The sequence below is a fragment of the Campylobacter concisus genome, from assembly GCF_003048555.1.
GTDB lineage: Bacteria > Campylobacterota > Campylobacteria > Campylobacterales > Campylobacteraceae > Campylobacter_A > Campylobacter_A concisus_AO.
In genome coordinates this window covers 40464-63104 of record NZ_PIRR01000005.1, presented here as the reverse complement: position 1 = coordinate 63104, position 22641 = coordinate 40464, and the positions used below count along the sequence as shown (strand labels likewise).

The following is a 22641-nucleotide window of genomic DNA, read 5'->3' as shown; positions in this document are numbered from 1 at the left end:
ATATCTTGCAAAAATTAGAATACTTTTATATGTTATTTGTATCTTTGAGTTTATATTTGTTCTTCAGATCAGGTTTTCATTCCTAAGTATTGAGCTTTATTTGATCGCTGGTACGCTCATAGGTTTTTCACTATTTTTGTTTGCTGTTAGTCTATTTTATGATATTTTGTGTAGCATTTTTTCTAGAAGTAGCTTTAGTCCAACAAGACGAAAATTTATAAAATTTTGCTTTGATATTACATTTGTCATTTTTGTAATTGCTTGTTTTTTAAAAGGTATTTTCAATGCTTTAATGCCACCAAAAATAAGGCAAGTAGATATAAAAATAAAAAATTTACAAAGCAGCTTAAAAATAGCCATGATAACGGATGTACATATAGGAGAATTTTTACAGAAAGACTTTATGGAAAAACTCGTCAATGACATAAATTTTGTAAATCCTGACATCGTAGTGATAGTGGGTGACTTGGTTGATATAAATGCTGCTTTTATAGGAGATTTTTTGGAGCCATTAAAAAGTCTTAAAAGTACTTATGGGACTTTCTATGTCCCTGGCAATCACGAGTATTATCACGGGATAGATGGTATTTTAGAAAAGATCAGTTCTCTTGGCATAGAAATTTTAGGTAATAAAAACAAAAAAATTGCAAGTATAAATCTAGCTGGCGTTTACGATCTAGCTGGCTTTAGATTTAAACATTTAGAGCCAAATTTAGATGAAGCATTGACAGGATGTGACTCATCGCTACCTACTATCTTGCTCTCCCATCAGCCAAAATTTATAAAAGCAATGCAGCAAGATGTTGATCTAGTGCTTTGCGGACATACACACGCTGGTCAAATTTTTCCTTTTGGCCTTTTGGTCTTACTTGATCAGGGATTTTTACATGGGCTTTATAAGATTAATGATAAAATGCAAGCTTATGTTAGCAGTGGTGCTGGATTTTGGGGGCCTCCTGTTAGAATTTTTGCTCCAAGTGAGATTGCAATATTAAACTTAAGTAAGGAATAAAATGAATAAAGACAATCTGTTTTCTCAAATTTTTGGAAAGGTTGCAAGGATTAACTTTTACAAACCACTTCAAGAGGCCGTAAATTCTTTTTACATAAAGCTGTTTAAGATAGATATGAGCGAGTTTAAGCCAGCGAATGAATATAAAAATTTAAATGAGCTTTTTACTAGAAGGCTCATAAAACCAAGAGATTTTGATGCAGCAGATGAGATGTTTATAAGCCCAGTTGATGGTACTTGTCTTAGTTTTGGCAGCACAAAGGAGCTAAAGGCCTTTAGTATAAAAGGCATGGAGTATAGTGTAAGTGAACTATTGGGGCAGAGTGAGCTTGAGGGCGAATATGACTTTGCAAATATCTATCTTAGCCCAAAAGATTATCATCATTATCATGCGCCTTGCGATATTGCCATTAAAAAAGCCATATATATTCCGGGTAAACTTTACAGCGTGGCTGCAAAATGGCTTGCAAAAGTAGACAGCCTTTATACAAAGAACGAACGCGTAGCGCTATCTTGTGAGATAAAAAATGGTAAGAAACTTTGGCTTGTTTTTGTAGGTGCGCTAAATGTCGGAAAGATGAAATTTTGCTTTGATGAGCGTATACAGACAAATGCGATGGAAAATTTTACACAAATTTACGAGTATGAAAATTTACATATCAAAAAGGGCGAGCGCCTTGGGAATTTCGAGCTTGGCTCAACTATCGTGATACTTAGCGAAAAAGATGCGATCGAATACAATCTCTTTGAAAATAAAGAGCTTAAATTTGCTGAGACCATCGGAATAATAAAATAAATACGCTAGGCATATAAGTAAAATTTTTTATACCCTACTTGGCCGGTGTCCTATTTGCTTAGATTTTAGTGGTAAGTTTTATATAGTCTTTAAAAAAATATTATAGATTTAAAAGTTTGTAAAAGATGATGAATACATTATTTTATCTATCGAAATCTTTCTTGCTTTAATTGTGTTCTTCATTAAGCCATCAACCTCTGCAACTAAGAGCTATTATCTTTACTTATAAAACCCATATTGATATCACAGAGCTGATAGCATTTACATCATTGCTTGTATAGAGAAGCTTATGTATCAATAAAGATATTAATAAGACGATATAACTTAGTATATTTTTCAAAAGAATTTTTATCAAATATAATAAGGAAGTTTTAATTCACCTTATACAGCCCAAGGATTAAATATTTTTTTGACTATTTAGCCCAAAAGAGGGCTAAAATTAAACATTAAATCTAAAGTGCATAATATCGCCATCTTGCACGACGTAGTCTTTGCCTTCGAGTCTCATCTTGCCAGACTCTTTGGCTCCGTTTTCGCCGCCATGTGCGATGTAGTCATCATAGCTTATCACTTCAGCCCTTATAAAACCTCTCTCAAAGTCGTTGTGGATGACGCTTGCTGCTTTTGGTGCTTTCCAGCCCTTTGTGATCGTCCAAGCTCTTACTTCAACGACGCCAGCGGTGAAATAGCTTATCAAATTTAGCTTTGCAAAAGACGTTCTTATGATCTTTTCAAGACCGCTTTCGCTCGTACCAAGAGAGGCTAAAAACTCGTGAGCCTCCTCATCGCTTAGGCCGATTAGCTCCTCTTCTACTTTGGCGCAAAGCTTGATCACCTCGTGGTCTGAGGCTTTTGCGTACTCTTTTAGTGCTTTTACAAATTTATTATCTTCACTAAGTCCTTCTTCATCGACGTTCGCACCATAAACTACCTCTTTGGCGCTTAAAAGTCTTAGCTCTCTATTTAGTGACAAAAACGCCTCACTATCTCTTTGCTCAAAGCTACTTGCGCTTTTGCCCTCATTTAGATGAGCCAAAAGTAAATTTGCTATCTCAAGTGCCTCTTTAGCACCTTTTGCATTTGCCTTCGCCTCTCTTGTGAGCTTTTCTATCTTTTTGTTTAGTTGCTCAATATCAGCTAGTATCAGCTCAGTTTGGATGATCTCGATGTCTCTTACTGGATCGACGCTGCCCTCGACATGGGTGATGTTTTCATCCTCAAAGCAGCGAACTATGTGTAAAATAAGCTCGGTCTCTCTGATGTTTGATAAAAATTTATTACCAAGTCCTTCTCCTGAGCTTGCCCCTTTTACAAGGCCTGCGATATCTACGAATTCGATGGTTGAATACTGAATTTTATTAGGACTAACTATCTTTGCAAGCTCATTTAGGCGCTTATCAGGCACTGGTACGATAGCTTTGTTTGGCTCGATAGTGCAAAACGGATAGTTCGCACTTTCGGCATTTTGTGCCTTTGTAAGTGCGTTAAATGTCGTTGATTTGCCCACATTTGGTAGGCCTACGATTCCAACTGAAAGTCCCATCAATTCTCCTTGCTAAGTGCTTGTAAAAAGTATAAATTCATCCTCACGCCAGCCCCGCTCGCACCTGCTTGGTTGTATCCCCAAGCCTTTTCGCGGTATGCCGGACCTGCGATATCAAGGTGTAGCCACTTATCTTTATACTCGTCTTTGATAAATTTAGCTAGAAACATGCCAGCTGTGATCGCGCCACCATATCTACTTGAGGCGCAGTTGCTAACGTCTGCGATCTGGCTTTTGATAAGCTCACTAAGATAAGGGTTGAAATCAAGTGTAGTTGCTAGCTCGCCGCTATCTTTTATGTTGTTTTTAAACTCATTTTTTAGGCTCTCGCTGTTGCCCATGATGCCAGTTGTGTATTCGCCAAGTCCCACGACACAAGCGCCAGTTAGGGTTGCCATGTCGATTAGGATGTCTGGCTTAAAGTCTTGTGCGTAGCTTAGGCAATCAGCCAGCACCAAACGTCCCTCTGCGTCGGTGTTTCTCACCTCTATACTAACGCCACTTCTTGAAATAAGCACATCATCTGGCTTATAGGCGTTGCCGCCGATCATATTTTCAGTGGCGCCTAAAATGGCATGAATTTCAAATGATAAATTTAGCTCCGCCGCACCTTTTATGATGCCAAGAGCTGCTGCTGCACCACTTTTGTCTGATTTCATTGTTAGCATATAGTCAGCCGGCTTCAAGCTAAGGCCACCGCTATCGTATGTTAGGCCTTTGCCGATAAAAATGATGCGTTTTTTAGACTTTTTAGGCTTGTAGGTTAGGTGGATGAGTCTTGGTTTATGCACACTTGCGCGATTTACCGCCAAAAATGCGTTCATATTTTCTTTTGCTAGAAATTTCTCGTCATAGACCTCGCACTTTATGCTTGCGATGTTTTTGGCTAAATTTAAAGCGTCCTCGGCCATCTTTTGTGGTGTGTAAATTTCTGGGATTTCATTTACGATATCTTTTGCGAAATTTGTAGCACTTGCTATTATCTCTGCCTCTTTAAAGCCCTCATTTGCAGCCTTTAGATCGACCTTTTTGCCAGCAAATTCTTCAGTAGAAAAGATGATATCTTTAAGGGTGTATTTCTCTTTTTTCTCTTTATATTTGTTAAATTCATAACTTCCAAGCAAAAAGCCCTCAGCTAGCGCCTCAAAGCTTAGTTTTTGGCACTCTGCTACGTAAGAAGCTAGCTTTATGCTCTTGATATTTAGCGACTTTAGTGCGTTATAAGCTTTAGCTGCTGCAACTCTTAGCTCGTCAAGATCAAGCTTGGAAAGTGGCACGTAAGCCCTTTTTGCCTCGCTTAGGACAAGGACGCTCTCACCTTTATAATTATTAAATTTAATAGCCTCTTTATCGCCTATAAATTTATGTTTTAAGTCCTTATCTACTACGAAAATTAGTTCAATATCAGCTTTTATATCTTTTAATTTTTTATCAACTATTTGAAACTGCATGTCTTCTATCTCTCCTTTCGTTTAAAATTTTATTTTCGATGCGCTTAAATGTGTAGATCAAAAGCCCCATAAATATGGCAACCACTGGGATAGCGACATACCAGTGCTCTTTTGCCTTTTGAAGCAGCACTAATATATGTTCGCCAAGTATCCAAGCAGGTATGGTGGTGATCGCCGCCCAGCACCAAGCGCTGATTAAATTTATAAAGGCGTATTTTTTAGCATCATAGCCAGTAAGTCCTATGCAAAGCGGTATGATGACACGAAAGCCATACATATAGCGTTGCAAAAAGATGATCGGCCAGCCGTATTTTTTCAGCATTATGTGCGCCACTGCAAATTTTCTCCGCTGCGCGTGGAGCCTTTTTGCGATGTATTTTTTGTTATAACGGCCAAGGTAGAAGTAAATTTGATCTCCCACAAAGCCTCCAAGTCCAGCCACAAATATAGCAAGCGCGATGTGCATATGCGTGGTGTGAGCGAGAATTCCAGCCATTATTAAGGCCATCTCGCCCTCCATGATACACCAGACAAAAAGTATGATGTAGCCGTACTCTTTAAGCAGTTCTATAAAAAATTCTTCCATTCTAAACCTCTAAAACGCTGTAAATTTTAGTAAGCGACTTTAGCTTCTCGCTACCTTTTAGATCGACTAGATCTATGAGAAAGCAAGCTTCAACGCAGGTTGCGTTAGTTTGATTGATAAGCTCAACTGAAGCCTTTGCAGTGCCTCCAGTGGCTATGAGATCGTCCATCAAAAGCACTCTAGCGCCCGCTTTTTCTCCAAAAGCATCGATGTGAATTTGCACTTCATCGACGCCGTATTCTAGGCTATATTTTTGAGAAAGTGTGATAAAAGGCAGTTTTTTTGGCTTGCGAATAGGCACAAAAGGCAGCCTTAGTCTTGCTGCAAGCGCTGCGCCAAAGATGAAGCCGCGAGACTCGATGCCAGCGATGTAGTCGATATTTGCGTCCTCATATCTAGCCACTAAATGATCTATCAAAAAGTTAAATGCTTCTTTGTTATTTAGTAGTGTCGTGATGTCGCGAAATACTATGCCAGGCTTTGGAAAGTCGTTTATGCAGCGAATAGAGTTTAGTAAAAATTCTCTTCCTTTTTGATCTAAAATTTTCATAAATTTCCTTAAATTTGATGTTAAAGTAGCGCTTCGATTTTGCCTTCAAGCTCACGTATACGTTGTCTTAGCTTGTCGTTTTCTAAGCGGTACTGGGAATTTCTTGTGCGAAGCGAGGTCACGTCGTTTTTAGTTTTGTTTAGCTCGTCTGTTAAGATGTCGATGTTGCCTAGGCTTCGCTGAAGTTGGATCTGAAATTTTCTTATGACGACCTCGGTATCTTGGAGGTTATTTTTCATAAAATCTTTTGTCGCACGCTCTTTTTTTAGAAGCGTTTTGAAGTAAAAAACCATAACAGTTAGGTAGATCGCAGCACAAACAAGAGCGGTAAAAACGATCCACTCGCCTATCATTTGGCTTCCTTAAGCTCTATTTTTTTGATTCTTCTTTCATGTCTGCCGCCTGCAAACTCTGTCTTTAAAAATGTTTCAAGTGCTGCTGTAGCCACGCCAGCTCCGATAACCCTTGCGCCAAAAGCAATGACGTTTGCATCGTTGTGCTCTCTTGCAAGTCTTGCAGTAAATTCATCGTGACAAAGGGCACACCTTACGTTTTCATGCCTATTTGCAGCGATTGAGATGCCAATACCTGTGCCACAAATGAGCACGCCGTAGCAGTTAGGCTCAAGCTTGCTTGCTAGCAAATGCGCATAGTCAGGGTAATCAACGCTATTTTTGTCATTCGTACCAAGGTCAATGACTTCATAATCAAGCTTTTTTATGGCTTCTTTTAACTCTGCCTTAAGCTCTACACCAGCGTGATCGCAAGCGATAAAAATTTTATCTATTTTCATGAAAAATCCAATAAATTTTTTGCAGATTATAGTCAAAGTTGCATTAAAATAAAATTTTGCTTGCATGTGAGAAAAGGCTATAATTTTAGAAATTCTTAAAAGGGAAAAATATGAAAAAGACGCTCTTTTTAATGGCTTCAGCGTTAGCCTTTGCAAATGAAAATTTGATAGAGATCTACATTGATCAAACCATCATCACTCAAAAATTTAGCGACGCAAATAGCTCTTTTAGCGCCTTTGTGCCAGAGGGTGTACAGAGTGATAGTATCACTATAAATGGCGATTGTGACGTGAATGCTAATCTAAAAAAGATCAGTGAAGAAAATAGTCCAAGTTACATAAAATGGAAGCAAGAAGTTGTAAATTTAAGTAGCAAGCTTGAGGCACTAAAAGCAAGAGGTAGGTTTATAGAGCAAGCTTTGATAGGAGAAAACAAAAGTAATGATGTGACAAAAAGAGCTGATGAGTTTTATAAATTTAGCCTAGAAAATATCGAGAAAATTTCAGCTGTCAAAGGCGAGCTTGAAGCGCTTAATGAAAATGAGCCAAAGAGCGAGATGGCTGGATTTTTGCAGCTTGATATAAAATTTGCTTGCGACCTAAAAGAGGCGACACTTTCATATATGGATGATGAGGCCCCAAAGACGCTAAATGAAATTTACGCAGACACAAAAAACAAAAATATCTTGATAAAACAAGAAATTTTGCTCACCAACCCATTTGCCAGCGATATTAAAAATTTAAAACTCGTTATCTATCCAACCAGATATCAAAAAGCGCTTGCTCCAAGCAAGTTTTACCCTTGGTACGAGGAGAGTGAGGCGGAGGCTGATGGTTACGGCGCTTCAAGAAATATGCTAAGGGCTGCAAAAGTCACCGCTGAGGTCGCTGATATGCGTGTGCAAAGAGATGAGAATGAATTTGCCAAAATTTGGAAGATAGATGGGCTAAATTTAGCAAAAGGTGAGAGCAAATATATAACTTATGACACACAAAAGATGGATGCAAATTTTAGTGTTTTTGCTGATTTTTACGGCTCGCTAAAGGCATATAATGTGGCTAGTTTTAAGATAAATGACGATCTAACTCCAGCTAAAACGCAGTTTTATGTTAATGGTGTGAGTGTTGGTAGTCCTAGCGAGTTTGAGATGAAAGCAAAAGATGAGCCAGTGCAGTTATTTTTAGGGCAAAACGAACTAATCGAACTTAAAAAAGAGCGCTTAAATAAATTTAAAAAGAGTTCGCTTCTTGGCAAGGAGCGCATAAGCGAAGAGGGCTATGAGATAAGTGTCAAAAATAACTCAAGTAAGAGCGTTGATGTCACTTTGGTGGAGCGCGTGCCAGTATCTGCTGATGAGGCGGTAAAGGTCGAGGTAAAGGGCTTTGACAAAAAAGATATCAGCAAAGATGGCAAGGTGGAGCTTAAATTTAGCCTTGCGCCAAAAGAGGAATTTAAAAGAGAGTACTCTTATAAGATCACAAAGCCAAAAATTTAGAGCAAATTTGCTCTAAATTTAGCCATTTATAAAGGTACTTGCGATATCTAAAACGTATCTTGTCGGATAAAAGATAGTATCTTTTAAAGGCGAGACGAGGATGATGATAAGGATGACAAAGCCATATCTTGAGATGCCCTCTAGCTTTTCAGCCAGTGCGTGAAAGCCAAAATTTCTAAGCACATACTCGAGCGCGTGAAAGCCATCAAGTGGCGGGATCGGATAGAGGTTGAAGATGGCTAACATCAAATTTAAAAGCGCAAGCGTAAATAAAAACTGAAGTAAAATTTCAAAGGTTTCTATATTTAGCAGAGCCTTTAGCACAAATAGCGACAAGATGCCTAAGATGACGTTGTAGCAGATGCCAGCTAGACTTACGTAGATAGCTGCCTTGTAGCCGCCATTTCGTACGACTGTGTAGGTATTTACAGGCACTGGTTTTGCCCAGCCAAACATCATGCCAGTGCTTAGATAAAGCACCAGTGGCACGATGATAGTGCCAACAAGATCGATATGTTTTATGGGATTTATGCTAAGTCTGCCAAGATTTTTTGCGGTGTTATCGCCAAATTTATAAGCGACATATCCGTGAGCGATCTCGTGACCGACGATGGCGATTATTAAAGAGATGACGATAGTGGCGACCTTGATAGGGTCAAAATTAGTGAAGCCCATCTACTTCGCCTTCTTTTAGAGCTTTGTTAGTGAAAAATTCGTCATTTTCTATCGTATCCACAAAGCGTCCGATACGCTCCCAGCGCACATTGTAGTTGCTATCCCAGCTAAAATATATAAACCAAGGCTGTCCGACTATGTCCTTGTAAGCCACGCTTCCCCAAAAACGGCTATCGTTTGAGTGATCGCGGTTGTCGCCTATCATGAAGTATTCATCTTTTGGCACTTTGACGTAAAATGCATTAAAGTTAAAATTTGGATTTTGAGGAAGTGAGCTAATGGACACTGGCTTCATAAAAACACTATCTTTGTTTGTATTTAGCATGAAAATCATCTGCTCAAATAAATTTACATTTTCGTCATAGTGGATGCCACTAAACCTATATGGCTCTTTTATGAAAAGTTTGCCATCAAGCTCGGTTATATCGCTACATGAGTAGCCAAATTTACTCTCTTTCCCGTTTAAATTTTCACGGCAGTTTGCCTTTATGAAGCTATCTCCCTCTTTTGGACGCAAATACAAGGCTTTTTCGGTAAACACTATCTCATCTTCGCTTGTGGCAAAGCAGCGTTTTACAAAGTGGGTCTTTTCATCTTTTGGATAACGAAAGACGACTATATCGCCTCTTGCCGGACCATCGCCTGTGATAAGATGCCCATTGTCATTTAGCTCGGGTAAAATTTTTACCTCAAGCCATGGAATTCTTGGTGTTGGTATGCCATAAACAAATTTTTTTGCAAATAAAAAATCACCAACCAAAAGCGTATTTTTCATCGAACCAGACGGGATAACAAAGGCTTGAGCTATGAAAAATATAACAAAAAGTACGATGATGACCGTGCCTGTCCAGCTCGAGCAAAAGTCATAAAATTTAGTAAAAAATTTTTTCATTATTACGCTCTTTTGTGGCTAGCTATCTTAGCTTGGGCTGCAAGGATTGTGTTGTTTAAAAGCATCGCAATCGTCATCGGACCCACACCTCCTGGAACTGGTGTTATGTATGAGCATTTTGGTGCGACCTCGTCAAAATCCACATCACCTACAAGCCTGCCATCATCAAGTCTATTTATGCCTACATCAACGACTACTGCGCCATCTTTTACCATATCAGCCTTTAAGAAAAATGGTTTACCAATGGCTGCGACGATGAGGTCGGCATTTTTACAAATTTCTTTTAAATTTTTAGTCTTGCTGTGAGTCACGGTAACGGTTGCTGAGGCGTTTAAAAGCAAATTTGCCATAGGCTTGCCAACAATGTTGCTTCTACCGATCACTACTGCATTTAGCCCAGTTACTTCTATGCCATACTCTTTTAAAATTTCCATCACGCCAAGCGGTGTGCAAGGCACAAAACCATCAAGGCCGCTAACAAGTTTGCCGACATTTACAGCGTGAAAGCCATCTACATCTTTTGCTGGATCAATTGTTGCTAAAACGGTATTTGTATCTATATGTTTTGGAAGTGGTAGCTGAACCAAGATGCCGTGGATGCTATCGTCTAAATTTAGCACATTTATAAGTGCTAGAAGCTCCGCTTGGGTTGTATTTTCGCTTAGACGGTGAGCCACGCTTTTTATGCCGTATTCGTTGCAGGCTTTCTCTTTGGCTCTAACGTATGTTTGAGATGCCTTATCTTCGCCGACCAAGACGACGGCCAAGGTTGGCTCGACGCCAAATTTTTTTAGTTCTTCAGCTCTTACTTTTACGCTTTCTTTGACCTTTAAAGATACGGCTTTGCCGTCTAAAATTTTCATATTGGATCCTTATTTAAAAGCTTTTTTAATCACAAGGGTGGTATCATACCTAAAATTAAATTAAATTTTTAAAAGAGAGGTTTATGCGGTCTGTTTTTTTGATTTTGCTTTTTTGTGTGGCGATTTTTGGAGCTGATTTTATCACAAAGACTGAGTACGCCAAGATGCTATATCTAAATCCACGCGGCATAGGATGCGATAAATGTCACGGCGCAAAGGGCGAGGGTAGTCTCATATCTAAATACAAACACTTTGACAAAAAAGCAAACAAAACGGTTGATGATGAGCTTAGAGCACCAAAGATAAACGATATAGATTTTGAAAGCTTTAAAGCAGCTCTAACTAAGCCAAAAGGCGTCATGCCAAGCTACTTTTTGACAGACGAGGAGACTACGATTCTTTATGAATACATTACGAATAAGATAAATACTCCTTCAAAAGCAGCAAAAGCGCAAAATTTGGGCAAGTCAGTTTCCACTGATACGACGCAAAAACAGCCAGAGCAATCTACTAAAGCCGCTCCTGCTACAAAACCAGCAGAACCAGCTAAAACTGCCCCTGTAAAACCAGCTGAGTCAGCAAAAACCGCTACTACGCAAGCCCCAAAGTCGCCAGCAAAACCAGCTGCAAACCCAAAAGATAATCAAAAAATAAATCTAAAAACACAAAATCAAAAGGATAAAAAATGACAAATAAAGAGGCATTTAGCGAAGCCAAAAAATATATCCCAGGTGGCGTAAATTCGCCAGTACGTGCATTTGGAAGCGTTGGCGGTGAGCCTGTGATGATCGATCACGCAAAGGGAGCTTATCTATACGACGTCGAGGGTAAAAAATATCTTGACTTTATCCAAAGCTGGGGACCGCTCATCTTTGGTCACTGCGACAAAGATATCGAAGAGGCGATCATCTCTGCTGTAAAACAAGGCGTCTCATACGGTGCTCCGTCACCAAAAGAGACAGCTCTAGCAAAGCTTATCTGCGATGAATTTAAGCAAATAGATAAAATTCGCTTCGTTAGCTCTGGTACGGAGGCTACCATGAGCGCGATCAGGGTGGCTAGAGGATATGCTAAAAAAGATGGACTAATAAAATTTGAGGGCTGCTACCACGGACACAGCGACGCACTTCTTATCAAAGCAGGAAGTGGCGCTACGACATACGGCAACGCATCAAGCAGCGGCGTACCACAAGATGTTGTGAAAAACACCTATTTAGCAGTTTATAACGATATAGAAAGCGTAAGAGCTATTTTTGAAAACAATAAAGACAAAATAGGCGTCGTTATAATCGAGCCTATTGCTGGAAATATGGGGCTTGTGCCAGCTGATAAGAAATTTTTACGTGAGCTTAGAGAGCTTTGTGATAAATTTGGCGCTGTGCTCATTCTTGATGAGGTTATGAGTGGTTTTAGAGCTTCTCGCCTTGGCTCATATCCATTTCATGAGGTGGACGCTGATCTCATTACATTTGGCAAGGTTATAGGCGGAGGCATGAACGTCGCTGCATTTGGTGGCAAGGCCAAGATAATGGACTGCTTAAGCCCAGAAGGTGCTGTCTATCAAGCAGGCACGCTAAGTGGCAACCCAGTAGCGATGAGTGCTGGTATAGCAGCGATTTCTAAGATAAATAACGACGTAAATTTATACACCAGACTCGAAAAGCTTGCTATAAAACTAATGGACGGCTTTAAAGAGGCTGCAAAGAGTGCTGGTATTACTATCCAAACTGATGTTCGTGGCTCTATGTTTGGCTACTTTTTTACAGATCACGCCGTAAAAAACTACGACGATGCACTAAAGAGTGATACAAAGCTATTTGCTAAATTTCACCAAGCGATGCTTAAGCGCGGAATCTATCTAGCTCCAAGTCAGTTTGAGACTGGATTTGTTTGCGATGCGATGAGTGAAGCGGATATCGATCTAGCGGTAAGCGCAGCTAAAGAGGCGTTTTTGGAGATAAAAGCCTAATGGCAAAATTTAAGATAAAAGATATCGTAGCGGGGGCTGAGCAGCTAAGCCTTGGCGTTTCAATCGTAGTTGCGATCTTGCTTGGCACTGGACTAGGGTATTTTGTAAAAAAGGCTACAAATTTCACGCCAGCTCTTTGGATAGGCTTTGCTATTGGCATTGCAGCTGCTATTTTAAATGTCTATAAAGCTTACAAAGCACAGATAAAAAGCCTAGATGAGCTAAAAGATGAAAGCAGATACAAAGGCTACACAAAAGACGATGATGAGGACGATTAGTAGGCTTTTGATTTGCTATTTTGCGCTTTGGCTAGCTCTTAGCGTGGTTGGCAAATTTATATCAAATCAATTTTTTATAAGCTCGCAAATTTCATTTTTTGCCTCGCTTATCATCCTAACGGCTAGTTTTTTTGCCTATAAAAACCGCATAAATTCAAGGCTAGAAAATGCTAGAGAGGAAATTTTAGCCAAGATAGAAGAAGAGAACGATGAAGATGATGAAAATTTGGTGCAAAATGAGACAAACGAATTTAGCCTAAAAGAAGAAAAAGCAAGGCTAAAAAAGCAGAAATTTTCATTTAAAGATAAAAGTTTTGTAGCAGCCTTTATGCCTTACCGCTTGGTGGCTTATGCGATACTTTTTTTTGGATTTATTTTTTTAAAAAATGAAAATTTACTAAATGTGTCTGGCTTTTTAGTTGGGCTTGCTCCGATGCCTATTGGTGCTTTTGTCTTTGGGCTTATGGAGAATAAATTTAATACTGCAAAGGACACTGATGGCAAGTAGCTTTAGGATCATCCGCTCGATGGGACCGCTATTTTTGGGCATGAGTTTGCTTTTTATCGGAAATGGCCTAGTCATCGCATCTTGCAGCGCACTTCTTAAGCAAAATGGAGTGGGCGAGCTAGAGATTGGATTAATCAATACAGGCTTTTTTGTGGGTGCGTTAATTAGCACCATTACAGCTCACAGAGTCATCTCAACTACTGGCCACATCAGAGCATTTGCCATCTTTTCAGCCATTTTTGCAGTCTCAGCTATGCTTCATGCGGTAAATCAAAATTTAGTATTCTGGGCGATCTTGCGTGCATTTTTGGGATATTGCTACTACGCGCTTTTGATGGTTATAGAAAGCTGGCTAAATGCAAAAATTCCAAACAAAATAAGATCTCGTGTGATAGCCTTTTATGAAGGCGTTTTTTACACAAGTTTTGGACTTGGCATTTTGATCTTAGCGCTTGATCTTAAAACCTTTGAAATTTTCATCATAAGTGCAGCTTTTATCATGCTCTCAAGCATTCCATTAAATTTGATTCGTATAAATCAGCCTCAAATCCCAGAGCGTCAGCCTATAAACATCCCAAAAATTTTTGGTATCGTCCCGCTTGCTCTTGTTGGCGCGCTCATTGCAGGCTTAGCGATAAATGGCTTTTTTTCGATGGCAAGCCTTTTTGTTTTGCTTCAAGGATACGGCACAAAAGAGGCGTCATTTTTTATGACGGTTGCGATGATCGGAGGCTTTTTAGCTCAAGTTTTTATCGGTAGTTTCTCTGATAGATATGGTAGAAGGCCAGCTATTTTGCTTTGTAGCAGCGTGGCTTTAATAAGTGCGGTTTTGTTTTTGCTAAATGGCAAAAATTTAACGGTTGAATATCTACTTTCATTCTTTTTTGGAGCTGGAATTTTTTGCACCTATGGGCTTTCTTTAGCTAGGGCAAATGATGAGATCACAGATAAAACTAAAAGCGTGCAAGTCGCACGTGCCTTGCTATTTAGCTACTCTTTGGCTTCGCTTTTTTCGCCGCTTCTTATGAGCTATGCGATGAAAATTTTTGGAGCATTTGGCTTTATCTATGTTTATTTGGTGCTTTTTGCTGGACTTATTTTATTTGCGCTAACGCAAAAGACAATACCACAGCACATGAGAAAAGAGTACAACGACAGGCTCGTTGCAAGAACGGCTGGTATAGCTACTATTGAGCAAAATGGAAATTTTGCCGATAGAAAAAATAAAAAGTAAAAAATGGACGTAGGAAATTCTTTGAATATATCAAACACTTCGGTTCAGACCGGACAAAATACTACTCAAAATGTGCCAGTTCGTAAAAATGAAGGCTCGCTTTTTAAAAATCAGCCAAGCGTACAAACGCCTAGTGAGCAGAGCATTTCAGAGACACTTGATAATGTTGGAAAACTCGTTGCAAGAGTACTTGATGATCTAAAAAGTGCTTCAAGTCTTAGCAAGGCTGAACAAATTTTATCTCAGGCAAAAGATACGAAAATCGCTCCAAATTTAGCCAGTGAGCTATCAGACCTTACAAAAAGCTTAGAAGCAGAAGCAACCCAAAATGAAAGCCCTGAGATAAAGAGCTTGGCTTTAAAGCTCAAAGAATTTCTAAAGCCAATAGCCGATCTAAAAGCTGGCTCGCTCAATGATCAGATCAAAAATTCAGGTGTCATGCTTGAAGCAAATTTAAAAGATGCACTTAGCCCAGAGAAGCTTCCAAACTCGGTTCAGAAGCTACTAAGCGATATAAAAAATCTCTCAAGTGGGAATTTACTAAATCAAATTTTAACCCTAAATGATGAAAAATTAGATAATCAAAACTCTTTTTCAAAGCTTGCTTCTATACTTGAAAAAGCGAGCAATGACGCAAAAAACATTCTTGATAACTCAAACATAAAAACCCTTTTAAAAGATGTTGATAAGCTTGATAGTGTGGTTAAATTTTTAGATAAAAATTTTTCAAAAGATCAAAATGGCGAGCTAGTAAAAAATCAAATAGGCAAAATGCAAAATTTCATCTCAAATTTAAGCGAGAAAGTCGCAAGCCTAGCAAATGAAAAGCTAAATCAAAATTTTGGTTTTAGCCAAAATCACAAAGAGCTAAAAACTATCCTTGATAGCATAAAAAACGATCTAAAAACGCTAAATAATATAGGCGATGAAGTAGGGCTTGTAAAAGCGTTTAATGAGATGAGCGATGTTTCAAAGGATGGCAGCTTGCAAGATAAGCTTCAAAGTGCGGCGAGACGTCTTGCTCATAGCCTAAGTCTTGCTGATGCTAAGGCAAGTTTGGCTAAAAATGAGCTAAGTGAGAGCAAGGCGCTTTTAAAGCAGTTAAATCTCGCTACAAATGATATAAATAACATTACGACTAAAAATAGTGGTGAAATTTCAAAGGTGCTAAGCCAAGATATAAAAAGTACGCTTTTAAATATCAGTGAAAAGAGTCAAAACTCACAAAGCGTAAATGCTGCAAATAAGATGATTTCACAGATTGAGATGCATCAAATGATATCAAGCCTTCAAGGCGGGATTCAAACCTATATGCCTTATATTTGGGACGGCGTTGAGGGTGGAAATATCGCATTTAAGCAAGGCAAAAAGGATAAATTTTACGCTCAGATCGATCTGAATTTTAAGAAATTTGGACAGATAAATGTGATGGTTGGACTTATTGATAAAAGATACATTGATCTCTCGGTAGCTACGCAAACAAATGAGTTTAAGGAGCTAATTCTTTCAAACTCTAGTGAATTAAAACAAGCAATATCAAAGCTTGGACTCATAGTTTCAAACTTTAATATCAAAACTTTGTCAAAAGTAAAGTTAAATGATAGATTTAAAAAATTTGGTGGCCTTGATGTGGGCTTTGATAAGAAAATTTAATGCAAGTAAATAAGAAAAAAGCAGTAGCTCTTGGCTACAACAGATCTAAAGATAATGCTCCAAGAGTGCTGGCTAGTGGCGCTGGCGAGATAGCAAATAGAATAATTGATCTTGCAAAAGAGCATGATATACCGATCAAAGAGGATCCTGATCTTATTGAAATTTTAAGCAAGGTTGAAGTTGATCAAGAAATTCCACCAAATTTATATAAAGCTGTTGCTGAAATTTTTAGCTTTTTATATAAGATCACAAAGAAATGATCTATAAATTTGCTTAAAAATTAGCAAGGCATATAAAGAGTGGCAAGGATATTGACGATATACAAAAAAGTGGCGTAAGCTAAATATTAAATTAAAATTTTAAAGGCTATTTGTGGCACAAAAATTAATATTAATAGGGGCATCTACTGGCGGGCCTGGGCATTTAAAAAAGTTACTAAAAAACGTAAAACTAAATGGAGCTATCATCGTGATAGCCCAGCACATGAATAAAATGTTTATAAACTCTTTTGCTATGCAAATTGGAAAAGAGTGTGGCTTGGATGTTGAAATTTTAAATGAGAGGAAAATTTTAAAAGAAAATACCGTATATGTCTGCGAACAAAATGTAGTGGTATCACCAAATTTACCAATTAGTGCAAAGCCAAATACAGAAGAAAAGACTATATATACGCCAAATGTTGATGTGTTGTTTAAATCTGGAGTTGGAATTTGCAAAAGTGCAAATGTCTTAGCTATCTTGCTAACTGGCATCGGAGACGATGGTGCATCTGGGCTTGACAAGCTTTATAAGGCTGGAGCAAAATGTATAGCTGAAAATGAAGAGAGTGCGATAGTTTATGGTATGCCAAAACGTGCAAAAGAGCTAAATCAAAGCTTAAAATCATTAAATCTAACTATGATAAAAAAAGAGCTGGAGGATTTTTTAAATGCTATTAACTAATGACGCAAAAGATACAAAAACAATGCAAACAAATACTTCACAAGATATGGATAGTTTTAATGAATTTATGAATGTTATCAAAACTCTTTGCGGAGTTGATCTGGAGCCAAAAAGAGATATTACATTGCAGCGAATTACCATTTTTATTAGAGATCGCCAGATAAAAAGCTTTAAAGATCTTGTTTCGATGATAAGATATAACTCAAGCTTACGACAAGACATTTTAAATCTAGTAACTGTAAATGAGACTTATTTTTATAGAGAATTACCTCAACTTAAAGATGTGATCTATTACGCAAAGGAGCTTGGAGGAGCTAGAATTTTGTGTGCTCCTTGCTCTACTGGAGATGAGTCATATTCGCTTGCAATGCTTGCTTATGAGATGGGATTTAAACAGCATGAAATTTCGATCGTAGGTATAGACATAAACTCAGAAGCCATAGCAAGCTGTCAAAATGGTATTTTTAGTGAGAGGAGCTTGCACAGATTAAGCGATTTTCAAAAAGAGAGATTTTTTACAAAAGTTGATGATAAATTTAAGATAAAAAAAGAAAACTTACCAAGGTGTGAGTTTAAAATTTTAAATGTTTTTGATGATGCTATTTTTAATCTAGGAAAATTTGATATAGTGCTTTCAAGAAATATGATGATTTATTTTGATGATGATTTTAGATTAAAATGTGTTGAGAGGCTTCATAAATTGCTTAAGCCAGATGGTAGGCTTTACGCTGGGCACGCTGATCTTGTGCCTTACACTCCAGCTTATGAAAAACGCTTTTCAAATGGAACTACCTACTATCTAAAAAAATAAAAATTTGCCAAGTCGCCTTTTAACTTAGGCGACTTAATTTAAAAACAATCACCTTATTTTGTAGCTTTTTAATACGATGTGATAGTAAAAAGCCCCTATAAAAAAGAGGCTTCCCATAAAACTCGCAATCATCTCAACGCTAAGCCCAATATCATAAAGCAGACCAATGATAAATGAAATGAGAGCGCTAAAGCCAAGAAAAACCATATCGTTATATGCAATCACTCGGCCATAAAATTCTTTTTTGCAGTTTTGCTGAAGCATCGTATAGGTGTAGCTCCAAAGACTTGATGTGCAAAATCCAGCGAAGATAATGCCAATAAGCGATAGATAAAAATTCCAAAGCGATAAAGCCCAAATAATGATACCAAGGCCTTGACCGATATATACGAAAATAAGCGTATTTTTATTTATAAATTTACTAAGTATGGCTGGAGCAAACATAAGTGAAATGGATCTTGAGGTATTTAATAATCCTATAATTAGCGATGTCGAGAGCAAATTTGCATATTTGTAATCAGCCAAAAGTGCTATAAGCGCGTCATAAGCGGTAATGCCAACAAAGGCATGCAAAAATATAAGATGCACGATAAGCCTGTTTTCTTTTAAATACACAAGGCCATTTTTTAGCATTTTTAGTGGTTTTTCTATAAATTCTGGCTTTAGACCTTGTAAATTTAAAAAATATAAAAATCCAAAGCTAAAAATGTATAGTATGCCATCAAGCAAAAATGCGCTTTTAATACCAAAAAAGTGTATATAAACTCCAGCTAGCCCCATACCAGCGGTGTATGAGACTGCCCAGATGATAGAGTGGATCTCATTTGCGAGTTTGAGATTTTCTTTGCTTAAAATTTTTGGCAGTACGCTCATCTCTACTTGAAAATACATTCCACCGGTGCCATTTCTAACAAAAATGATAAGTAAAAGTAGCCATAAAAAATCAAGTGAGTCTATAAAAAGAAGCATGAAAACGCTTATCGTCTCAACTGCCATCATGATGACAAGCATCGGTTTTGGGCTAAATTTATCAACTAAAATTCCACTAAATGGAGCTATGACAACACCTGGGATAAATGCCATCGCTGCACTTAGCGTAATCGCCCAAACAGGAGCGTCAAGCTTGATAAGAAGGGTAAAAATACCTGTGTGCGAAAACCATACGCCAAAATAGCATATAAGCTGAATGATGCTTAAGAGGCGAAAATTTTTCTCTTCTTTTAAAAGTTTAAGATATTCTTTCAACTTATTGATTCCACATTAGCGTTATTTGCTCTATCTTTGTTTCATCTGGTATATCGTTTAGGCTTGTTATCTCTTTGGCAAGTGGATTTTTTAGTGTGATTAACATATCGTGGCTATCTATTTTTAGATAGATATTGTTTTTGTCACTACTAAATTTAGAGATAACAAGAGAATTTTTTATATCTTTGAAATTTGATTTAAGGCTGATATTTTCTGGAGTTTTAAACTCATTTGAATAAATTTCAATGCTTGTGATAATGCCATTTAGCAAGGTGTATTCAAAAATTCTTTCATTTTTATTTATTACGATGTAGCTGTTTTCTTTTTTTGTGTTATCACGTTTTATGTTTTTTGAGCCGTAAATTTTTATCACATCTCTATTTGCTGATTCGTTTGTCAGCTCTGCAAAAAAGCCTTTACCAAAGAGATTTTTTTGATCTTTATCTTTTTTATATCGTCCGCTTATGTGAGCATTTTTACAAATTTTATCGTTTGCTACTAGAAAAATTGCATTATTTATCCTGTGTATGCTTAGAGCAATTCCTTTTTCATCTAAAAGGTAAAAAATTCCTTTGTCGTAAAGTAGCTCAGAGCTAAACTCGCAAAGTGGCGAGCCATTTTTTAACGATGAATAAAAACTTATTTTCGCACCATTTTTGCTTGGTACGATTACAATGTCTAAAAAGTTATCTTTGTTTTTAAATTTATAAAATTTGGCAAAAAAACTATCTTTGTAAGCTTTGTTTACCGGCTCGAAATTATAAATTTGAGCTAGCACGCCAACTCGCTTATTTTTCTTGTCATCAAGTTGAAGAAGTGAGTTTTTATTTGGCGCAAAGTAGCTAAGATTGCCATTCTCATCTTTTAAAATGATAGCACTATCATCAACATCAAATGTACCATTTTTTTCAACCAAGCTTACTTCTTTATCCATAGTAAGCATTGTTTTTGTATAGGTTTTGTCTTTATTTAACGTAATGATAGTTTTTATGCCTTCGCAATTTGGGCAAGGCAAAATAGTGTGAAAACTACTATAAATTGAGTTTGGAAGTATTAGCTTTTCTGGCTTTTTGGGTGTATTTGCCTGAACTAGCAGTTTGTCTTCTTTTACTGTATTTTGTGTGCTTTGATTTGGCTCTAAATTTTCATTTTTTGCGCAGCCAAGGATGAAAAATGAGATAAGTATGGCAAAAAGATATTTCATTTGCAACTCCTTAAAAATTGCAAAATTATATCATTTTGCCTTTAAAATTTATTTTACGCGTTTAAAGATGTATTTATCTTTTAGCTCGCCAGTGACCTCTTTTTGATCCATATCTAGCATTTTTAGGTTCTCGCCTTCTATTTTATAAAAGCTCTTTTCTTTATACTCATCAATCGTTGTTATCACACCATTTTCGATTGAGTATTTGCCTTTACTAACAGCTTTGTAGTTGTCTTTTGACTTGTAGTTCATCACACTTTCAAATGTGCCGTCCTTTTTTAGTATAAGGGTTGAGTCTATACCCATGCAGCTAGCGCAAGGCAAAAATGCTTTATAAGTGCCCTCGATGCTGTTAATTGGAGCTTCGCAGCTACTTTTTACTTCACATTTGCCTTGTGGGACGTTTGTGTTTTGGCTAGATGATGCACAACCTGCCAAAAGTAGAGCCGCACTTAGTGCAAATATAAAATTTTTCATGCTAATCCTTTTTGAAAATAAAATTTAAAATGTATTATAATACTTAAGAAAATAACAAATTATAAATTAAAGGAGTAAAAATGCAAATCGAAGCATTTGGCGTTTTAGTCGTAGTTCTGGTTATCTTTGCGTTCTTGTTTTTAAAGGCTGGCATCAAGATCGTCTCACAAGCTGATAATCTACTCATCGAGCGACTTGGTAAATTCCACAAAGTGCTTGACGGTGGATTTCACATAATTATCCCATTTGTCGATCAAATAAGAGCGATAATCACCGTAAAAGAGCAGCTAGTAGATATTACAAAACAGCAAGTCATCACAAAAGATAACGTTAATATAAGCGTCGATGGTATCGTTTTTTTAAAGGTATTTGATGCAAAAATGGCGGTTTATAATGTAGATAACTATAAGCGCGCCATAGCAAATTTAGCCATGACAACGCTTCGTGGCGAGATCGGCGCGATGAATCTTGATGATACACTAAGCTCACGTGACCGCCTAAATGCCGCACTTCAAGTGGCTCTTGGCGACGCTGCTGGCAACTGGGGCGTAAAGATCATGCGTGTAGAAATTTCTGAAATTTCTGTCCCACTTGGCATCGAAGAGGCGATGAATATGCAGATGAAAGCCGAGCGTGAAAAACGTGCGATCGAGCTAAAAGCCTTGGCTGAAAAAGAGGCGCTAATACGCAACGCCGAAGCGTTAAAACAAGAAAAAGTACTTCAAGCAGAGGCGATCGAGCGTATGGCTGATGCGAAAAAATACGAACAAATCGCTATCGCAACGGCTCAAAAAGAGGCTATGGATATGATAAATGATAGCATGAGCAAAAACGCGAATGCGGCAGAATTTTTGCTCGCGCGCGATAGAGTCGGGGCATTTAGCGAGCTAGCTAAAAATAGCTCAAAAGATAAAATTTTAGTCCCTTATGAGGCGACTGAGCTTATTGGTTCACTTAGCGTTTTGAAAAATTTTCTAGCTAAGGATAAGGCGTGATCAACCCTTTTATAATGATAGCAATCGGTGTGGTTTTGTGCATCACCGAGTTTATCTTTTTTTCATTTTATTTGCTATTTTTTGGCATAGCTTTTATAGTAGTTGGAGCTATAAATTTTGGTTTTAGTTTTGCTTGGAGCTATCAAATTTTAATTACGGCAGCGATTGCGATCATGCTTCTTGCACTTTTAAAAGCACCGCTAAAGAGCAAATTTATGTCTAGAAAAGAGAGCTTTAACGAGGAATTTTTAGACGAAGCCGGAGTTGGCGAGGTCAGAGAAAATATGGTCTATTTTAAAGGCACTCTTTGGAAATATGACGGAAATTTAGCTAACGGAGAAAAAGTGACGGTTCTTGGCACCAAAGGCGACAAGGTGATATTAAAATAAAAGTGCCTTTTGGCACTTTTACTATTTTGCGTGAGCTGGGCAGCCTTGCATATCGCCGTGCATTGAGCCTTGCATCATGCAACCTTGATGGTGGCAACCTTGTTTTTGCATATCACTTTTTGTCTCTTTGTGATGAGAACAACCGCAACCTTCGTGGCTTGCTGGCTTTGGCTCATTTTTAGCACAACCAACTAAAAATAGTCCGCAAATAACGGCAAATACTATCTTTTTCATAACTTGCTCCTTTAAAGAATTTCTCACATTTTAGCCTTTAAAAAT

26 protein-coding genes and 1 pseudogene are annotated in these 22641 nt (G+C 37.7%); 14 read left to right on the top strand and 13 right to left on the bottom strand.

Annotated features, from left to right (window positions below):
- Window positions 1-1012 (top strand): metallophosphoesterase (locus CVS92_RS01630; RefSeq protein ID WP_234398681.1); only part of this gene is annotated, 1012 nt, incomplete at its 5' end.
- A gap of 1 nt (window position 1013) precedes the next feature.
- The gene (locus CVS92_RS01625) at window positions 1014-1808 is read left to right on the top strand and encodes a phosphatidylserine decarboxylase (protein ID WP_107788289.1); all 795 of its coding nucleotides are present in this window, start codon (window positions 1014-1016) and stop codon (window positions 1806-1808) included.
- Between the two features lie 439 nt (window positions 1809-2247).
- Here the strand turns inward: CVS92_RS01625 and ychF are convergent, their stop codons facing one another.
- Genes ychF through rpiB form a run of 6 tightly spaced genes read right to left on the bottom strand, consistent with a single transcriptional unit; the run spans window position 2248 to window position 6731 of the window.
- Entirely contained in the window at window positions 2248-3351 is a 1104-nt protein-coding gene (gene ychF / locus CVS92_RS01620; RefSeq protein WP_107788288.1) for a redox-regulated ATPase YchF, read from the bottom strand.
- Entirely contained in the window at window positions 3351-4802 is a 1452-nt protein-coding gene (locus CVS92_RS01615; RefSeq protein ID WP_107788287.1) for a leucyl aminopeptidase, read from the bottom strand. The genes ychF and CVS92_RS01615 overlap by 1 nt, the downstream gene beginning before the upstream one ends.
- Window positions 4783-5388, bottom strand: a complete 606-nt coding sequence (locus CVS92_RS01610) for a DedA family protein (protein ID WP_084040838.1) — start codon at window positions 5386-5388, stop codon at window positions 4783-4785. The genes CVS92_RS01615 and CVS92_RS01610 overlap by 20 nt, the downstream gene beginning before the upstream one ends.
- A gap of 1 nt (window position 5389) precedes the next feature.
- Window positions 5390-5938, bottom strand: coding sequence for an adenine phosphoribosyltransferase (apt, locus tag CVS92_RS01605; protein ID WP_107788286.1), 549 nt, complete (start codon window positions 5936-5938; stop codon window positions 5390-5392).
- A 20-nt stretch (window positions 5939-5958) separates the two neighbouring features.
- A complete protein-coding gene (locus CVS92_RS01600) occupies window positions 5959-6291 on the bottom strand; it encodes a hypothetical protein (RefSeq protein WP_002939538.1) in 333 nt (110 codons plus the stop codon).
- Window positions 6288-6731, bottom strand: coding sequence for a ribose 5-phosphate isomerase B (gene rpiB / locus CVS92_RS01595; RefSeq protein ID WP_107788290.1), 444 nt, complete (start codon window positions 6729-6731; stop codon window positions 6288-6290). The genes CVS92_RS01600 and rpiB overlap by 4 nt, the downstream gene beginning before the upstream one ends.
- Before the next feature lie 110 nt (window positions 6732-6841).
- Between rpiB and CVS92_RS01590 the strand changes: the two genes are divergently transcribed.
- Window positions 6842-8227, top strand: a complete 1386-nt coding sequence (locus tag CVS92_RS01590) for a DUF4139 domain-containing protein (protein WP_107788285.1) — start codon at window positions 6842-6844, stop codon at window positions 8225-8227.
- An 18-nt stretch (window positions 8228-8245) separates the two neighbouring features.
- On the opposite strand, the gene CVS92_RS01585 is transcribed toward CVS92_RS01590, so the two are convergent.
- From CVS92_RS01585 to folD, 3 genes are read right to left on the bottom strand one after another with little or no spacing between them, the layout of a single operon-like run.
- Complete coding sequence (locus tag CVS92_RS01585) at window positions 8246-8902, bottom strand: site-2 protease family protein (RefSeq protein WP_107788284.1); 657 nt, start codon at window positions 8900-8902, stop codon at window positions 8246-8248.
- Window positions 8889-9794, bottom strand: a complete 906-nt coding sequence (gene lepB, locus CVS92_RS01580; RefSeq protein WP_107788283.1) for a signal peptidase I — start codon at window positions 9792-9794, stop codon at window positions 8889-8891. Before lepB ends, CVS92_RS01585 begins: the two co-directional genes overlap by 14 nt.
- Before the next feature lie 2 nt (window positions 9795-9796).
- Window positions 9797-10657: a bifunctional methylenetetrahydrofolate dehydrogenase/methenyltetrahydrofolate cyclohydrolase FolD gene (gene folD / locus CVS92_RS01575; protein WP_107788282.1), complete on the bottom strand. Its 861-nt coding sequence runs from the start codon at window positions 10655-10657 to the stop codon at window positions 9797-9799.
- 83 nt (window positions 10658-10740) lie between these two features.
- Here folD and CVS92_RS09025 point away from each other — a divergent pair.
- From CVS92_RS09025 to CVS92_RS01530, 9 genes and pseudogenes are all read left to right on the top strand, one after another.
- A pseudogene (locus CVS92_RS09025) lies at window positions 10741-11076 on the top strand (c-type cytochrome); the annotation flags it as partial.
- Window positions 11077-11342: 266 nt separating this feature from the next.
- Complete coding sequence (gene hemL / locus CVS92_RS01565; RefSeq protein WP_107788280.1) at window positions 11343-12626, top strand: glutamate-1-semialdehyde 2,1-aminomutase; 1284 nt, start codon at window positions 11343-11345, stop codon at window positions 12624-12626.
- A complete protein-coding gene (locus CVS92_RS01560) occupies window positions 12626-12904 on the top strand; it encodes an AtpZ/AtpI family protein (RefSeq protein WP_084108504.1) in 279 nt (92 codons plus the stop codon). Before hemL ends, CVS92_RS01560 begins: the two co-directional genes overlap by 1 nt.
- Window positions 12855-13412, top strand: a complete 558-nt coding sequence (locus CVS92_RS01555; RefSeq protein WP_234398680.1) for a hypothetical protein — start codon at window positions 12855-12857, stop codon at window positions 13410-13412. Before CVS92_RS01560 ends, CVS92_RS01555 begins: the two co-directional genes overlap by 50 nt.
- Window positions 13402-14646: an MFS transporter gene (locus tag CVS92_RS01550; protein ID WP_107698055.1), complete on the top strand. Its 1245-nt coding sequence runs from the start codon at window positions 13402-13404 to the stop codon at window positions 14644-14646. The genes CVS92_RS01555 and CVS92_RS01550 overlap by 11 nt, the downstream gene beginning before the upstream one ends.
- 21 nt (window positions 14647-14667) lie before the next feature.
- Window positions 14668-16299: a flagellar hook-length control protein FliK gene (locus CVS92_RS01545; protein WP_194167333.1), complete on the top strand. Its 1632-nt coding sequence runs from the start codon at window positions 14668-14670 to the stop codon at window positions 16297-16299.
- The gene (locus tag CVS92_RS01540) at window positions 16299-16559 is read left to right on the top strand and encodes a FlhB-like flagellar biosynthesis protein (protein WP_021090972.1); all 261 of its coding nucleotides are present in this window, start codon (window positions 16299-16301) and stop codon (window positions 16557-16559) included. The genes CVS92_RS01545 and CVS92_RS01540 overlap by 1 nt, the downstream gene beginning before the upstream one ends.
- 112 nt (window positions 16560-16671) lie before the next feature.
- The gene (locus CVS92_RS01535) at window positions 16672-17241 is read left to right on the top strand and encodes a CheB methylesterase domain-containing protein (protein ID WP_021090732.1); all 570 of its coding nucleotides are present in this window, start codon (window positions 16672-16674) and stop codon (window positions 17239-17241) included.
- On the top strand, window positions 17228-18052 hold the full coding sequence (locus tag CVS92_RS01530; RefSeq protein WP_081004427.1) for a CheR family methyltransferase: 825 nt from the start codon (window positions 17228-17230) through the stop codon (window positions 18050-18052). The genes CVS92_RS01535 and CVS92_RS01530 overlap by 14 nt, the downstream gene beginning before the upstream one ends.
- A gap of 48 nt (window positions 18053-18100) precedes the next feature.
- Here CVS92_RS01530 and CVS92_RS01525 read toward each other — a convergent pair whose 3' ends face one another.
- The 3 genes from CVS92_RS01525 to CVS92_RS01515 are packed head-to-tail and all read right to left on the bottom strand — an operon-like array spanning window position 18101 to window position 20978.
- Window positions 18101-19297 carry an MFS transporter gene (locus CVS92_RS01525; protein WP_107788277.1) on the bottom strand — a complete coding sequence of 399 codons (1197 nt, stop codon included), beginning with the start codon at window positions 19295-19297 and terminating at the stop codon, window positions 18101-18103.
- 1 nt (window position 19298) lies between these two features.
- The gene (locus CVS92_RS01520; RefSeq protein ID WP_107788276.1) at window positions 19299-20501 is read right to left on the bottom strand and encodes a copper resistance protein NlpE; all 1203 of its coding nucleotides are present in this window, start codon (window positions 20499-20501) and stop codon (window positions 19299-19301) included.
- A gap of 48 nt (window positions 20502-20549) precedes the next feature.
- Window positions 20550-20978 carry a copper resistance protein NlpE gene (locus CVS92_RS01515; RefSeq protein WP_084108484.1) on the bottom strand — a complete coding sequence of 143 codons (429 nt, stop codon included), beginning with the start codon at window positions 20976-20978 and terminating at the stop codon, window positions 20550-20552.
- Between the two features lie 80 nt (window positions 20979-21058).
- Between CVS92_RS01515 and CVS92_RS01510 the strand changes: the two genes are divergently transcribed.
- Together CVS92_RS01510 and CVS92_RS01505 are read left to right on the top strand one after the other, a co-directional pair.
- A complete protein-coding gene (locus tag CVS92_RS01510; RefSeq protein WP_054196349.1) occupies window positions 21059-21973 on the top strand; it encodes an SPFH domain-containing protein in 915 nt (304 codons plus the stop codon).
- Window positions 21970-22362, top strand: coding sequence for an NfeD family protein (locus CVS92_RS01505; protein ID WP_107788275.1), 393 nt, complete (start codon window positions 21970-21972; stop codon window positions 22360-22362). Before CVS92_RS01510 ends, CVS92_RS01505 begins: the two co-directional genes overlap by 4 nt.
- A gap of 21 nt (window positions 22363-22383) precedes the next feature.
- Here CVS92_RS01505 and CVS92_RS01500 read toward each other — a convergent pair whose 3' ends face one another.
- Window positions 22384-22596, bottom strand: a complete 213-nt coding sequence (locus CVS92_RS01500) for a hypothetical protein (RefSeq protein ID WP_107788274.1) — start codon at window positions 22594-22596, stop codon at window positions 22384-22386.
- Window positions 22597-22641 lie beyond the last annotated feature (45 nt).

Coding starts and splice junctions, on each gene's coding strand:
- CVS92_RS01625 (WP_107788289.1), top strand. CDS start 1,014: ATGAATAAAGACAATCTGTTTTCTCAAATTTTTGGAAAGGTTGCAAGG.
- ychF (WP_107788288.1), bottom strand. CDS start 3,351: ATGGGACTTTCAGTTGGAATCGTAGGCCTACCAAATGTGGGCAAATCA.
- CVS92_RS01615 (WP_107788287.1), bottom strand. CDS start 4,802: ATGCAGTTTCAAATAGTTGATAAAAAATTAAAAGATATAAAAGCTGAT.
- CVS92_RS01610 (WP_084040838.1), bottom strand. CDS start 5,388: ATGGAAGAATTTTTTATAGAACTGCTTAAAGAGTACGGCTACATCATA.
- apt (WP_107788286.1), bottom strand. CDS start 5,938: ATGAAAATTTTAGATCAAAAAGGAAGAGAATTTTTACTAAACTCTATT.
- CVS92_RS01600 (WP_002939538.1), bottom strand. CDS start 6,291: ATGATAGGCGAGTGGATCGTTTTTACCGCTCTTGTTTGTGCTGCGATC.
- rpiB (WP_107788290.1), bottom strand. CDS start 6,731: ATGAAAATAGATAAAATTTTTATCGCTTGCGATCACGCTGGTGTAGAG.
- CVS92_RS01590 (WP_107788285.1), top strand. CDS start 6,842: ATGAAAAAGACGCTCTTTTTAATGGCTTCAGCGTTAGCCTTTGCAAAT.
- CVS92_RS01585 (WP_107788284.1), bottom strand. CDS start 8,902: ATGGGCTTCACTAATTTTGACCCTATCAAGGTCGCCACTATCGTCATC.
- lepB (WP_107788283.1), bottom strand. CDS start 9,794: ATGAAAAAATTTTTTACTAAATTTTATGACTTTTGCTCGAGCTGGACA.
- folD (WP_107788282.1), bottom strand. CDS start 10,657: ATGAAAATTTTAGACGGCAAAGCCGTATCTTTAAAGGTCAAAGAAAGC.
- hemL (WP_107788280.1), top strand. CDS start 11,343: ATGACAAATAAAGAGGCATTTAGCGAAGCCAAAAAATATATCCCAGGT.
- CVS92_RS01560 (WP_084108504.1), top strand. CDS start 12,626: ATGGCAAAATTTAAGATAAAAGATATCGTAGCGGGGGCTGAGCAGCTA.
- CVS92_RS01555 (WP_234398680.1), top strand. CDS start 12,855: ATGAAAGCAGATACAAAGGCTACACAAAAGACGATGATGAGGACGATT.
- CVS92_RS01550 (WP_107698055.1), top strand. CDS start 13,402: ATGGCAAGTAGCTTTAGGATCATCCGCTCGATGGGACCGCTATTTTTG.
- CVS92_RS01540 (WP_021090972.1), top strand. CDS start 16,299: ATGCAAGTAAATAAGAAAAAAGCAGTAGCTCTTGGCTACAACAGATCT.
- CVS92_RS01530 (WP_081004427.1), top strand. CDS start 17,228: ATGCTATTAACTAATGACGCAAAAGATACAAAAACAATGCAAACAAAT.
- CVS92_RS01520 (WP_107788276.1), bottom strand. CDS start 20,501: ATGAAATATCTTTTTGCCATACTTATCTCATTTTTCATCCTTGGCTGC.
- CVS92_RS01515 (WP_084108484.1), bottom strand. CDS start 20,978: ATGAAAAATTTTATATTTGCACTAAGTGCGGCTCTACTTTTGGCAGGT.
- CVS92_RS01510 (WP_054196349.1), top strand. CDS start 21,059: ATGCAAATCGAAGCATTTGGCGTTTTAGTCGTAGTTCTGGTTATCTTT.
- CVS92_RS01500 (WP_107788274.1), bottom strand. CDS start 22,596: ATGAAAAAGATAGTATTTGCCGTTATTTGCGGACTATTTTTAGTTGGT.